Raw genomic sequence first — 14,083 nt, 5'->3', positions numbered from 1 at the left:
GTCTGCACACCTGAGTACCTCGGGCCACGCAACCACCCGTCACGCCAACCCCCGAAGGACTTCCGGAGCCGACTACTTAGGTACGCGGGTGTCGGGGCAGGTAGGTTACCGCTCGCCGGACGGGGGTGAGAAACCGCTGGGATCGGCTGCTCCCGGGTCAGTGCTCGGTGCCGACGCTCAGCCCGGGTTCCGCGTCGACGTGGAATCTGTCTATCCCGGTGAGCTGCCGGTATCGGGAGTAGGCAATCTCGTACGGCTCCCGTTCGCGGCCGGGTGGGAACGGCCGGGGCCGGAACGAGCGGCGGACCACCTCGCGTAGCTCGGTGAGGGAGCCGATGCGGCCGTCGGCCATGGCCTGGATGAGCAGGTTTCCCACGGCGGTCGCCTCCACGGGACCGGCCAGCACGGGCCGTCCGGCGAAGTCGGCGACGAGCCGGCACAGTGTCTCGCTGGAGGCCCCGGCCCCCACGAGGTGCACGGCCTCCACCCGCCGGTCGCTGAGGAACTCGGCCTGCTCCAGGGCCCAACGGTAGGAGCAGGCGAGACTCTCCAGGACGCAGCGCACCGTCTCCGCGCGGCCGGCGGGCGGCGCCTGCCCGGTCGAGTGGCAGTAGGCCGCGATCCTCGCCGGCATGTCGCCGGGTTCGAGGAACCACGGGTGGCCGGGGTCGATCAGCGGCCCAAAGGCGGGCGTGGCGGCGGCCTCGGCGACCAGGTCCGCGTACGAGGTGCGCACGCCCCAGGATCTGCGGCACTCCTGGAGCAGCAGCAGGCCGTTGAGGGCGCGGGTGAATCGCACGGTCCCCATGACGCCGCCCTCGTTGCTGAAGCCCGCGAGCCTGGCCGCCCGGCTCGTGACCGGGGCATCGAGCTCCAGTCCCGCCAGCGAGCGGGTGCCGCAGGAGACGTAGCCGACAGAGCCGGACGAGACGGGCAGCGCCACCGCGGCGGAGGCGGAGTCATGGCCGGCCACCGCGACGACCACGACTCCACCCGGGCCGTCCCCGCCCTTCTCCCGCAGTGGCCCCGCGACCGTGCCCGGCTCGGTGAGCCGGTGGGCGAACAGGTGGCGGGGCAGGCCCAGGCGGGTGACAAGGCTGCTCGCCCAGCGGCCGGTCCTGACGTCCAGCAGCTGGCTGGTGCTCGCGATCGTCCGCTCGGTGACCATCTCACCGCTCAGCCAGAGGGTGAACAGGTCCGGCACCATCGCCAGGTGGTCGGCCGCCTCCAGAAGCGGCGATCCGGCGTGCGCCAGCAACTGGCAGGCCGTGGTGCCGGGCCCGGGGCGGATGCCGGTCAGCTCGTAGTGGTCCTGCCAGGAGACGAGGCTCGCCAGGCCGGAGGTGTAGGGATCGAGGTGGTGGCGGGGGTTGGCCAGCAGCCGCCCATCACGGTCGAGGAGGGCGAAGTCGCCACCCCAGGCGTCCACGCCCACGCTGGTGACACGACCGCGGGCGGCGGCCAGCGCGATGCCTCCGCGCGTCTGTGCGAGCAGTCCGAGCACGTCCCAGTACAGGCCGTCGAGGACGCGGACCGGCCGGTTGGCGAAGCGGTGCACCTCCCGCACCGCGAGCCGTTCACCATCGAATTCGCCGGTCAGCACCCGGCCGCTCTCAGCTCCGAGATCCACGGCCACGTAGACGGGCACGGTCCAAGCGTAGCCGGAAAGCCCTTCCTGATATGGGTGATATGTCAGAGATGGAAGGTGAAGCAGCTCATGGAGTCGTCTTCCTCCCCGAACCAGACGGAGCCCCTTCTACCTGGCGACCGGTCGCGGGTATCGGAACGCGTCCGCCCGCCGGGGGCCGTGATCACCCACACCTCCTGACCCGCGCTCGCGGGGTGGTCGGCACTGTCCCGGAGCTCGCGCGAGGTATTGAAATGTTTAAAACGTGGCAACAGATGGCGGCCAGCTGCTCGGCGGTGGAGGGCGGTGGGTCCTCGGAGACGCGGGGCCGGGCGGGACGCATGCCGTGTAACGCTAAGGGCACAGCGTGTTCATGTGCCATTGACACCCCCGGGAGCTTGGTTCTACTGTCCAGCCCAGTTTGTTAAATCGTTTTTCAGCAGGAGCCTGCCTGCCGCCGACTTCCCGAGAAGGGCAATCCCATGCAGCGTGTCTGCTTCCTGCTGAAGGTGAGGCCGGAGCGCCTCCAGGAGTACCGCGAGCGCCATCGTGCCGTCTGGCCCGAAATGCTCGACGCCCTGAGCGCCACCGGCTGGCACAACTACTCGCTCTTCCTGCGCGAGGACGGGCTGCTGGTCGGCTATCTGGAGACCGAGGACTTCGAGGCGGCCCGCGAGGCCATGGCCGCGACAGAGGTCAACGCCCGATGGCAGGCCGAGATGGCGCCGTTCTTCGAGAGCCTCGACGGCCGCCCGGACGAGGGAATGGTCTCGCTCGAGGAGGTCTTCCACCTCAACTGATCGGGGAAGGTTTCCCCCCGGGCGCAGGTGATCGAGACCTCTTCGTGGGCGTACGACGATCCGAAGACGCGGTTCAAGCTGTTCGTACGAGGGGCCCCGGGACCCGTTACCGCGCTGCTGATCGACCTGCGATAGACCGGGGCGGGCGTGGGTAAGACCGGGACCTGTTCCGGCACCGAGCGAAGAAGCAGTAACCCACCCGAAGTCGCGTACGACGTGGCAGGCGGGGATCTCCGTCCGTTAGGGCGGAGAGGATGTCAACTTGTCACGCTGACCACCGGCATGAACGAAGACCGTTCCGACTGCCTGGTCTTCGACGCGGCCAAAGGGGCGACGGTCCGCTGGCCGGGGTGAGGCCTCCCGGGCGCATCTCCAGCGGCACGCACGCAGGCCGGGCGGCGGGCGATTCGATCCCGGGCCGGTGTGACGCCGAGTCGCCTCCCGCGGCGGCGGCGAGCGGGACCTTGACCACCGAGTTGTGGCCGGGAAATCGCACGTGGTCTCCGCGGTGTGCGCTCCCGCGTAATGGTGCGGGGTATCGGGCACTTCGCGTCATCGCATACTTACTGAGCGCCGAAGTCGCCGGTCGTGGAAAATCCATACCATGTGTGTGGGAATTAAGGATGGCGGCCGTTTTGTGGTCGACCGTATTCGTGAATCACTCCCCCTTCCCGAGTGCGGATCGTTCCCCGTGCGGGAAATCGGCCGGTGGGATCGAGAAAAGAGCAGGTGGGAGTCTGTGGGAACGGGCGTAGCGGATCTCCCGCGGGCCGGCTCCCGGCAGTCCGTGCGATCGCTGCCCGCTTTCCGGCCTGCCCTCGCGTTCGTGCCCGCGGTGGAATCCGCACCGTACGCCGACGATGTGAAATTTGTTCGGATTCACTCCGCGAAGAATCTTCAGGTGAAATCAGTGCCGATAGGTTGATCTCTGACCCATAATCACCGTCAAGAACATGCGAAACGTGAAAAGGGAGCGCTGCGTTGCACGGCAGAACCTCTCCGCTGTTCATCGGCCGGAAGCGGGAGCTCGACTTCCTCGGGGAGGCGTGGGGGGCGGCCAGACGCCGCGACGCACGGATCGTGGGTGTCCGTGGGACGGCGGGAATCGGCAAGACCGAGCTGGTCGAGCGCTTCCTGCGGACCGTCCCCGGGGTGCGGACCGTGCGAGCCTTCGGCGACGAGGACGCGCTCGCCCATCCCTGGGGGGTGCTGGAACAGATCGCTGAGCAACTGCCGACCCCGACGCTCGCCCGGACGCTGGCCGGGCAGGCCGAGGCCGCCTTCGTCGGCCAGGCCCTCGCGGCGGAGTTCGCCGCCGCGGACGCTCTGATCGTGGTCGTCGACGACGCGCACTGCGGCGACCGGCAGTCGATGACCGCGCTCCGCCTGGCGGCCCGGCGCCTGCGCAACGCTCAGGTCATGCTCCTGGTCGTCCACCAGGCTCCCGGGTACGCGCCGGGAGCGGCTCCGGACGCGCCACCCCTGGAACTCCACGAGGGCTGGGAGCGCATCTTCGACTCGCCGCAGGGGCGCCTGCTCCAGGTCGGGGGGCTCTCTGCCGAGGATCTCGTACGGCTCGCCGTCGCGACAGGCCACGACGGGCTCACCCCCTCAGGGGCCAGGAGACTGCACGAGCACACCGACGGCAACGCGCAGCATTCGATCCTCCTGCTGGACCAGGTGGAGATGCGCTCGATCAACTTCGGCAACGGCCCGCTGCCCGCCCCTCGCGGTATGACGCAGGCCGTCGTGGCGCGGCTGGCGTCGTGTGCCCGCCGCACCCGCGAGGTCGTGGGCGCGGCGGCGGTGCTCGGCCGCCGCTTCCGCCTGGCCGACCTGCGTGCGCTCTCCGGCGTCGCCGACGTCACCGTTCCCCTCACGGAGGCCGTCGGTGCCGGATTGGTCAAGGAGATCCCGGGAACGGCGGGGCAGGAGTTCGCCTTCACCACCCTGCTCGTCTGGGACCGCATCTACTACGACTCCAGCGTCGAGCGCCGCCGTGCCCTGCACCGTAACGCCGCCCTGCTGGGAGGTCCGGGCGCGCTCTGGCACGGGATCGCCGCCTCCGGTGGCGGTACGGACGGTGAGCTCGCCGCGCTGGCCCAGGGCGAGGCCCAGGCCCAGCTGTCTCGGGGCAGGCTGCCGCTGGCGGCCGTCTACGCCCGTCATGCCGCGGAACTGACCCCGCCGGGACCCGACCGGGTCGCCCGCGTGCTGACCGCCGCCGAGACCCTGCTGGTCTGCGGTGACGCCACCGTCGCCAGGCGCTACGAGAGCGAGATCCTCGCCGCGCCGGCAGGCCCCTGGCGCGACTACGTCGCCGGTTACCAGGCCCTGATCTCCGGACGCGTCGCGGAGGCCAGGCTGCTGCTGGTCAAGGCACTGGGCGCGGCCGGGCACGACGGGGCGGAGAGCCCGCAAGCGCCCGCGGACCTGCGGGCGCGCATCGCGGCCCAGCTGGCGATCATCGGCGTGGTCGAGATCTCCTACCCCGAGATGGTCGAGTACGGCACGGCGGCCGTCGCGGCGGGCAGCCGCGAGCCGTGGGTGCGGGCGTTCGCCTGGTTCGCCCAATCCCTGGGCTGGACCCTGGCCGGACGGGCCGAGGAGGCACTGTGGTCCCTGGCGGACGCCGACCTGCCAGGTTCGGCGGCCGGGCTGGACGGTCTGGTGGCCCGCGGCATGATCCGGCTGTGGACCGACGACCTCGACGGAGCCTCCGGCGACCTGCGTGACAGCGTCGCGCGGGCCACGCGCGGCGAGGCGCTGCGGGTGGGCCAGGCGCTCGGCTTCCTGGGTGAGGTCGAGTACCGGCGGGGCAGGCTCGACGACGCCGTCAGGTTCACCCGGCTCGCCGTCGGTGACGCCGAGGAGAACGAGCGGGTCTGGGACTACGCCCTCCTGCACTCCCTGGCGTGCTACCCCCGCGCGGCCAGGGGAGAGTGGGACCTGGCGCGCGAGCACGCCCGCCAGGCCGCGGAATGGGCGCCGATCGTTGAGAGCAGGGTGAGTCTCGCCTACGCGGCCGGCGCGCGGGCGGCGATCGCCCAGGCCAGGGGCGACGCCCGGCGGCTGCTCGGCGCGGCCGAGGCCATCGAGCTCCACTATGACTCGCTGGAGCCCGGTACCCACCTGTTCGGCCCGGTCGGTGCCGACGCGCTCTCCCTGCTCGGCCGGCTCGACGAGGCGGACGTCGCCCTGGGCGCCTTCGCCGACAGGGCCGCCTCCAGCGGGCGCCGCTCCACGCTGATGTCCATCGCCAGGGTGCGGGCCCAGATCGCCGCCGCCCGCGGTGACCACGCGCGTGCCGTACGGGACTGTGAGGAGGCCTTCGCCTTGGCCGGAGAGGTGGGTCTGCCGATCGAGGCCGGCCGGATCGACCTGGTGACGACGCGCTCCCTGCACACCCGGGGTCGTCATGCCGAGGCGGAGCGGTCGCTGCGGCGGGCGCTGGCCACCTTCAACCGCACCGGTGCCGCCGCCTACGCCGACCTCGCCCTGAAGACGGCGGGGGAGCTCAGGCTGTCGGTGGACGGCCCCAGCGCGGCCTTCGGCAGCCTCACCGGGGCCGAGCGCGAGGTCGTGGCGATGGTCTGCGAGGGCATGACCACCCGTCAGATCGCACAGCGGCGCTCGGTGACGATCAGCACCGTGGAGACACAGCTGAACCGCGTCTACGCCAAGCTGAACGTCACCAGCAGGATCGAGCTCCGCGCCGTCCTGTCCGACCCCGGCGAGTAACCGGGAAGAGGCCTCCCCAGGCCGGCGTACGGAGAAGCAGGGCGTGTCGAAGCCCGCCGGGTGATCCGTAGGGGTGCCACCCGGATGCCTTCCGCGTCTCCCGCGACTACCGTGAGCGCCTGCCAGAGCGCCAGGAGAGCGGCGCCGCCGACGGGAGGCCGGAATGCGGTTGACCATAGACGTCCAGAGGACCGCTACCGGTCACATCGCCGGGACCATCGAGGCCGAGGGGGCCGAGCCGCCTCTCCCCTTCCACGGGGTCATCGAACTGGTCACCCTCCTGGAGAACCATCTGGACGGGTGACCGCGCGGGTGGTCGCCATCGCACACCCTCCGCTGCCGGAGAGAGCCGTTCACGGAACGTCATGCCAAGGGGAGAGCATCAGATGGGTTCCATGTACAACCCCGGGAGGGATCGCCGGCGGCTTGGCCGGCCGGCGACGGGCCGCGCGGGCCACCGGCCGTGGGGCGCACCGGTCGCACTGGCCGTGCAGGCCGGGCCGGTTGGGACGGCCGGGTGAACGCCACCCTGACGGCCTTCGTACCGCCGACCGAGAGCGGCCGTGACCTGCTGGACAACTGGGTACGGCCGATCTGTGCGAGGCTGGGGATCGGTCTGGTGGTCGCGCCTCCCGGCATCGGCGGGGCCGTCGCGCTCGCGGCGCGGCGGACGTCGACCTTCGTCGTGTGGGACTGCTCGGTCGAGGGTTCCGAGGACGTCTACGCGGCCTTCGACACGCGCGCCAAGCTCGACCCCGGCAGCATCGTCCTCAGCCGCAGCCCGTTGCCCCGCAACGTACTGACCCGTGCCAGCCACGCTCCCGTCCACGGCGAGACCCTGGAGAACCCGGCGCTGGGCGAGTGGCTGGAGCGGCACCTGCGCCGCGCGCTGGGGGCGGACCGGGCGCCGTCGCCGCGCTCACCGGGGCACTACTGGATGTTCGACAACCCGGCCGACTACTTTCTCAGCTTCCACGACAGCGGGCGCAGGGAGGCGGAGGAGTGGCGTGCCACCTTCGAGAAGGCCCACGCGGTCACCGTGCGGATGGTGCCGCCCCGCGAGTACTCCTACCCGGCCGAGGTGGTCACGCGGCAGCAGATGTGGGAAGGCGTGGCACGGCTGATGTACGAGATCATCGCGACCGGCAGAGCCATCGTCCATCCCGCTCCCGACTACTTCACGTCGTTCTGGACGGTGAGCGAACTGCTGGCCACGCTGTGGCTGCTGCCACGCGGCTCCACGCCACCCATGATCACCTCTGCGCACGTCGCCCGGCCCTCGGGCGCCATCCGGCGACTGGAACACCTGACCGCCCGTACCGTCCTGGGCGTCCCCCGCCTGGGTGACGCCCAGGCGGATCGCTTCGCCAGGCTCATCAACAACTCCGATCCGATCACCACCGCTCCGGAGGTCCGCGGGCGAACGGCGGGCGGAGGGAGGATCGTCGCCGGAACGGTCAGGCACGTCGGCAGGCACGATCCGGAACTCGCCGGCCCGCGGTTCTGGGAGGAGATGCGGGTGCCCTGCCCGGTCTGCGCCCCGAGGAGCGGAGCCGGCGCGGAGGTCGACTGGGATCGGCACATGGATCTGGCGTGGGACGAGCGGGGGGTGGACCACTACGGCTACTTCACCGCCCGGCGTGAGGACCTCGGCACCGGAAGGATCCGCTGCCCGGGGTGCCGAACCCCCCTGCGGCTCGTCAACGAGCATGGCGTCCGCACGCTCTGGACGCCGATCTCGGAGACGGAGCCGGACCGGAACCGGCCGGTCATCCGGCGTGATCCCATCTGGCAGGTGCTGCCGGACGACCGGCGGGGCGCCGAGTCGCTCTCCAGGAAGAGGGCCGACCCCCTCCGCGGCCTCAGGGGCGGAGGATTCCCGGCCGAAGCAAGGTGGGTCCCGGCGTACAGCTCCGCCTAGCGGCAGAGAGATCCTGAACCCGTGGTGCTCGGCTGGTCCGGCGCGGACCCGCCGCGGAGTGACCACGAGCCCATGACGAGGGGCGACGTCCTGCGCGGGACCGGGCCCGCGCGCGGGGCGGGTGGCTCACGCGCGGGCCGGGGAGCGGATACGAACGGGCGGATTCGCGAGGGCGGCCGAGGTCTCGGGGAGAGCCCCTCGTCAGGTGAAGCATCCCCGCACGCCCTGGCGCGCGCCCCGGTTGAAGGCGCTCAGGCGCTGGGAGGCGCTGCCGTGGTCGCTCACATCGGTCCAGGGGGTGTCGTCGGCGTGCTGCCGCAGGGCCGCCGCGATCTCCTGGGTGTCGCCGGTCTCGAAGAACAGGATGCCGTCCTCGGCGGCTCCGAAAAGGGTGGCCCCGGCGAGGCAGTCGGCCTGGAGTTCGAGTCGCCGTGACAGCAGCTTCCGTGGAATGCGGGCCTGGACGGCGTGGCCCCACTCGTGCGCGATGATCAGGTAGACCCAGGCGTCCCCCTGCCGGTATCCCATTCGCATCAGGTCGACGTCCCACGCGATGAAGTCGTAGGGCGGCCAGCAGTACAGGGCGTTGTCATCGGGGAGGGGGGATCCCTGGCATCTCGGCACGTTGCTCCGCGCGCCGTCGTACCCGCCGAGAACGCGCGGGGGTGAATACCAGCCGGGGAAGAATTCGGACCAGTGGGTTGCCCAGAAACGATTGACGACGTACTGGGCGCTGCGAATGTCCTGGTTGATGTCGTCGAGGTTTCTCGCGGTGGAGGCGCTCAGCGGGGCGTGCCCACTCGCGGTGGCGGTCGCGGTCCCGGTGAGGCCCGCGATCAGAACGCCGGTGAGCAACGGGACGAGTGCGAGACGAGTGATTCTCCATCGTGAAGCGGCCATGGCTCCTCCCCCTGTCACTGGTGGCCACATACCGGATTTAAGGGTTTATTATTCGAAGGCTTTTCGCGGCAGAGTCACCATATGAGACAAGGTAATAGGAGAGAAGTGTTATCGCGAGATCGCATGAAATATCGGGGTAATTCGCCATAGGAGTTGGCGGGATTAGAGGCGTGTCGTAATCGATGTGAAGCAGGAGCGACGGCATGGTGCCCCCGTGGCGACGCTCCGGAGGCGGCCACGGCGGGCCGCCGGTGAAGCTCGGTGAGATTCGCGCGCTAGCCCGCCGGGGGAGCGGAGCTCTCCCGGACGACGAGGTCGGTGGAGAGTTCGACCCGGCGGGGTTCGGGGGCCTCGCCGCGGGAGATGCCCAGCGCCATGCGGGTGGCGAGGAAGGCCATCTCCTCCAGGGGCTGGCGGACCGTGGTGAGCGGTGGCCAGGCGGACCTGGAAAGGGGCAGGTCGTCGAAGCCGACGACGCTCAGGTCGTCGGGGACGCGCAGTCCACGCTGCCTGGCGGCCTCGAAGACACCAAAGGCCTGCAGATCGCTGCCGGCGAAGATGGCGGTCGGGCGGTCGGGCAGCGAGAGCAGGGCGTGACCGTGGTCGTGGCCGGAGCCGACGAGGAAGTCGCCGTGCAGGATCAGCGCGGGATCGACCTCGACGCCCGCGGTCTCCAGCGCGGCACGGTAGCCGTCTATGCGGGCGCGGCTGCACAGCACGTCGGGTGGACCGCCGATCATGCCGATCCGACGGTGGCCCAGTTCCAGCAGGTGCCGGGTCGCGTTCAGGCCGCCCTGCCAGTTGGTCGCGCCCACCGACGCCACGCCGGGGGCCGGCTCGCCCTCGGGGTCGACGACCACGAAGGGGATCGAGCGGGTGTTGAGCTGGCCGTACTGCTGAGCCGAGAGCCGGGAGCCAATGATGATCACGCCGTCGGTACGGCGGGCCGCCAGCCGGTCGAGCCAGTCGCGACCGGGGCCGGCATGGGTGTGCAGGACGGAGATCACGATGCTGGCCTCGGCCTCCGCGGCCGCGCTCTCGGCCCCGCGGATGAGCTCCATCGCCCACGGGCTCTCCAACTCGGCGAAGATCAGGTCTACCAGGCCGACGGGGCCGTCGGCGCCGGTGGCGCGGCGGACGTAGCCGTGCTTGTGAAGGAGCCGTTCGACTCGCCTGCGGGTCTCCGGCGACACCTCGGACCTGCCGTTGATCACCTTGGAGACGGTGGGCGCGGAGACCCCGGCCTCCTGGGCGATGCGGGCGATCGTCACCCGAGGCTTACCTGACATGCTTGGCAGCATATCCGAAACCTTTCGGAGTGTCGCTCCACGCCTGAGGAGTGCTGGTAGTCCTTTTGTTCGAGCTTCTTCTGGGTACGTCGCACGCGTTTTGATATTCCGTACCCGGTTTGAGCATGGAAAATTTTTGTGATCGGCAGAAATGTTCATGGCCGCTGCGTCCAGGCATGACGCGGAAGGCGGCGGGAGACTTCACAAGCGGCACTACTACACCGCCTTCGGCATTCACGCGGGGGTGGTGGCGGCGGATTCCCGGCGCGTTGAACAGCCAGGACTGAGCGGCGGTTCGGCAGGATCGGCCGCCGCGCGAGCCGGTGCGGTGATGGGCGGTGCCGGATGGCCGGCCCGCACGTGGCGCTCCGCGGCGGCGCGCCACGCCCGTGTCGCGCTCACACGCCCGCGGCGCCGCACAGGTGTGCGGCGCCGCGGGGGCCCCGGGTGTGCGGGACGCCGTACGGCCGGATGTGCGCGTCGGAACCCGGCCGTACAGCGATCGGACCGGTCAGCCGGTCGTGCAGGACACCGCGGGAGCCGGGGAGCCCGTCCCCGAGGCGATGAAGCCGAAGGTCGCGGTCGCGCCCGCGGTCAGGGAGCCGTTCCAGGCGGCGTTCCGTGCCGAGACCGAGGCTCCCGACTGGGTGACCGTCGCGTTCCAGGCCTGGCTGATCTGCCGGCCGGTGAACGTCCAGTTCGCCGTCCAGCCGGTGATGGCCGCCGCACCGGTGTTCTTGACGGTCACCTCGCCCTGGAAGCCGCCCGGCCACTGGTTGGTGGTCTGGTAGGTGGCCGTGCAGCCGCCGCTCGGCGGGGGCGTGATGGTCGGCGTCGGGGTGGGGGTGATCGTCGGGGACGGTCCCGAGCCGAGCAGGGCGGCCAGCGCGGGGAACCACCGGTCCGACATCTTCTGGTCTCCCGAGGCGTTGGGGTGCACGCCGTCGTAGGTGTCGGTCGCGGTGCTGAAGCCCGTCCACTGGTCGACCACGACTATCGGTGACTGAGCGGTGGTCTTGCCCGCGGCCCAGCCGGGAATCGCCGCGTTGAGCGCGGAGACCCGCTGCGCGCACTCACCGCACGTGCTCGGGTTCATCGGGATGATCTGGGCGACGAGGATCTTCATGTTGGGGTTGCTCGCCCGCATCTGGTCCACCAGCTTGCCGTACGCGGCCAGGATGGTGGCGGTCGCGCGGTTGCTCCAGGCGTCGTTGGTGCCGAAGTGCATCATCACGATGTCGGGTGTGGTCGCCGAGAGCCAGCCGGGGAGCTGGTTCTGGTCGGCGACGTTGGTGACCAGCGCCCCGCCGTGCCCCTCGTTGTCCCCGTCGTGCGCGACGCCGCAGCCCTGCGGTGGCAGGGTGCCGACGAAGTCGATGTTGGTGTGACCGGCGTTCACGAGCCGGTTCCACAGGAGGGCACGCCAGCATCCGGGGGAACCGGTGATGGAGTCTCCGAGTGCCATGATCCTGGTGGCCGCCGCCTGCGCGGGCATCGCCGTGGCCGTCAGGAGGAGTCCCAGGGTCGCGACCGCGGTCACCGCGGCCGTCAGAACCGCCAGGATCGCGTCGCTTCCGCGCGTCTTTCGTCGCATTTTCCGCTCCTGCCTCGATGGGGCCCGATGCTAGGTGGCCCCGGGCGGGAGCGGGAAGCCGGCCGTCCGTCGAGAGCGCCCTGACCTGCTGCGACGCCTGCGGCGGGAGTGTAATTTTCAGCCGCCGGCCGCCGGCGCCCGGCCCTTCGGCGCTTTCGGGCCTGCGTCGTTCTCGTTCCTCCGCCGGGGGATCAGGCATCCCCGGCGGAGGAGTGATCGTCCGGCTCGCGAGGGCGGCACCGCGGAAGGGTAAACGGGGAATGAAGGAAAGCTACAAAATGTTCCACAGAAGTGGAGTTTATTGACGCAACCGTCAAGGTGAACGTAAGGTCCGGACAACACCTGATACCCCCACATAGATGCCCTGACCTCGGAGAACACCCCACGGAGCGTTCATGAAGCGACTAGTAGCGGTAGCGGCCTCCCTCTGCCTCGCGGCCGTCACCGCGGCCTGCGGCGGCGCGGGCGGCGCCGACAGCTCCGCCTCCGTGGGGAGCGCCGTCTTCACCACGATCGACGCGCTCAAGCCGGGCATCGACGCGAACGCGCCGATCAACCCGTACAACCCCAAGGGCAACGCCTTCCGCGGGTACAACGCCGAGTGGCTCGGGTGGACCAAGAACCACCTGACCGACCCGAACCAGTTCTACCCGGGCGTCGCGAAGAGCTGGCAGATCGCCCCGGACCAGTCCTCGATCACCATCGAACTCCAGCCGGACGGCAGGTGGTCCGACGGCAGGCCGATCACCGCCGAGGACGTGAAGTTCTCCATCGGCCTGGCCTACACCCAGGGCGGAACCGCCTACGCCCTCGACCCCTCCGCGGCCGGGGCGGCCTCCGACATCAAGATTCTGGACGACAGGACGATCAGGATCGCCCAGAAGACGAAGAACCCGAGCTCCACCTTCGTCCGCAGCGTCATGGAGACCGTCATCGTCCCCAAGCACGTCTGGGGCGGCGTGCTGCCCGCCGACTTCTGGCAGAAGCTGAAGGTCGCGCAGAGCGACACCCCCGGGGCCGAGGTGGCACGGGCCGGGATCACCAGCCTCGCGGAGAAGGTCATGACCTTCTCCCCGCCCGAGGACGTCTCCGCCGGGCCGTTCGTCCTGAAACGCGTCAATCCGGGTGAGGCGCTGCTGGTCAAGAACAAGTACTTCCACAACGCGGCCAACGTCGCCGCCGACCAGGTGCGCATCCTCAACTACACCGGCAACGAGCAGGTCTGGAACTACCTGGTCTCCGGCAGGCTGGACAGCGCGCCGTTCACCGCGGTCCCGGCCGCTGTGATGAAGCGCATCACCCAGACCCCGGGCAACGCCGTGGTCAGGGGGTACTCGCCGGTCAGCGAGGCGCTGGCGTTCAACCAGTCCAGGAAGCCCTACGACAACGTGCACGTCCGCCGGGCGCTGGCCTATCTGATCGACCGCGAGCAGGTCACCAAGGTCGCCTCCCCGGAGGGCGGCATCGCCTCTGTCACCACCTCGGGCATGCACCAGGAGGCCGCGAAGGCATGGCTGGGCGACGGTACCGCCGCCCTGGAGCCGTACCGGCACGATCCCGCCAGGGCCGAGCGGGAGCTGCGGGCCGCGGGCATGAAGAAGGTCGACGGCAGGTGGACGATGCCGGACGGCAGCCCCTGGAAGATGACCATCAACGTGCCCGCGTCCTTCTCCGACTGGCTGGCCGGGGCCAAGGCGGTCACCAGCCAGCTCAACGACGCCGGGATCGACGCCGAGGTCGTCACCACCGCCGACTACCCGCTCTACCTGGAGGAGATGGCGGCCGGCAAGTACGACCTCGGCTTCTGGCTGGTGGCGCTCGGGCCCGCCCCGTACAACATCTACCAGCGCCTGTACGGGGCCCAGAACGGCTGGCAGCTTTTCGGCGGCAGGCTCACGCACGTCGCCCCCGGCACGAAGGGCAACTGGATGGGCGGTGCCGAGACCCTCGACGTCAACGGCGAGGGCATGATCAACCCCGGCGAGCTCGCGGTCAGGCTGAACTCCGCGCCCGAGGCGGAGCAGAAGAAGATCATCTCAACCCTGGCCAGGGCCGCCAACCAGGATCTTCCGGTGATCCAGCTGTGGGACTACGTCAACACGCAGGTCGTCAACACCACGCGTTTCAGCGGATTCCCCGGTCAGGACAGCGACACGCTGCGCCTCACCGCAGGCGTCTGGCTCCAACTCGGCATGCTCGAGAGGAAGTAGC

At 70.2% G+C, this 14,083-nt stretch carries 9 protein-coding genes; 5 read left to right on the top strand and 4 right to left on the bottom strand.

Going from position 1 to position 14,083, the window contains the following annotated elements:
* Nucleotides 1-157: 157 nt before the first annotated feature.
* Entirely contained in the window at nucleotides 158-1,648 is a 1,491-nt protein-coding gene (locus tag ABT061_RS35360; RefSeq protein ID WP_350926286.1) for a rhamnulokinase, read from the bottom strand.
* Between the two features lie 461 nt (nucleotides 1,649-2,109).
* Here ABT061_RS35360 and ABT061_RS35355 point away from each other — a divergent pair, with 461 nt between their 5' ends.
* From ABT061_RS35355 to ABT061_RS35340, 4 genes are all read left to right on the top strand, one after another.
* Nucleotides 2,110-2,427, top strand: coding sequence for an L-rhamnose mutarotase (locus ABT061_RS35355; RefSeq protein ID WP_350926284.1), 318 nt, complete (start codon nucleotides 2,110-2,112; stop codon nucleotides 2,425-2,427).
* Nucleotides 2,428-3,408: 981 nt separating this feature from the next.
* A complete protein-coding gene (locus ABT061_RS35350; RefSeq protein WP_350926282.1) occupies nucleotides 3,409-6,168 on the top strand; it encodes a helix-turn-helix transcriptional regulator in 2,760 nt (919 codons plus the stop codon).
* 163 nt (nucleotides 6,169-6,331) lie between these two features.
* Nucleotides 6,332-6,472, top strand: a complete 141-nt coding sequence (locus ABT061_RS35345) for a hypothetical protein (protein WP_350926280.1) — start codon at nucleotides 6,332-6,334, stop codon at nucleotides 6,470-6,472.
* Between the two features lie 213 nt (nucleotides 6,473-6,685).
* Nucleotides 6,686-8,089 (top strand): hypothetical protein, encoded by a 1,404-nt coding sequence (locus ABT061_RS35340; protein ID WP_350926278.1) that lies wholly within the window; start codon nucleotides 6,686-6,688, stop codon nucleotides 8,087-8,089.
* 201 nt (nucleotides 8,090-8,290) lie between these two features.
* Here the strand turns inward: ABT061_RS35340 and ABT061_RS35335 are convergent, their stop codons facing one another.
* The 3 genes from ABT061_RS35335 to ABT061_RS35325 form a co-directional block, all read right to left on the bottom strand.
* Nucleotides 8,291-8,989 carry a neutral zinc metallopeptidase gene (locus tag ABT061_RS35335; RefSeq protein WP_350926276.1) on the bottom strand — a complete coding sequence of 233 codons (699 nt, stop codon included), beginning with the start codon at nucleotides 8,987-8,989 and terminating at the stop codon, nucleotides 8,291-8,293.
* A 275-nt stretch (nucleotides 8,990-9,264) separates the two neighbouring features.
* The gene (locus tag ABT061_RS35330) at nucleotides 9,265-10,278 is read right to left on the bottom strand and encodes a LacI family DNA-binding transcriptional regulator (protein ID WP_350926274.1); all 1,014 of its coding nucleotides are present in this window, start codon (nucleotides 10,276-10,278) and stop codon (nucleotides 9,265-9,267) included.
* Between the two features lie 511 nt (nucleotides 10,279-10,789).
* Nucleotides 10,790-11,872 (bottom strand): cellulose binding domain-containing protein, encoded by a 1,083-nt coding sequence (locus ABT061_RS35325; protein ID WP_350926272.1) that lies wholly within the window; start codon nucleotides 11,870-11,872, stop codon nucleotides 10,790-10,792.
* Nucleotides 11,873-12,267: 395 nt separating this feature from the next.
* On the opposite strand from ABT061_RS35325, the gene ABT061_RS35320 reads away from it, so the two are divergent.
* The gene (locus ABT061_RS35320; protein WP_350926270.1) at nucleotides 12,268-14,082 is read left to right on the top strand and encodes an ABC transporter substrate-binding protein; all 1,815 of its coding nucleotides are present in this window, start codon (nucleotides 12,268-12,270) and stop codon (nucleotides 14,080-14,082) included.
* Nucleotide 14,083 lies beyond the last annotated feature (1 nt).

It is taken from the genome of Streptosporangium sp. NPDC002544 (assembly GCF_040295965.1).
GTDB lineage: Bacteria > Actinomycetota > Actinomycetes > Streptosporangiales > Streptosporangiaceae > Streptosporangium.
This window is presented reverse-complemented; position numbering and strand designations above follow the sequence as displayed.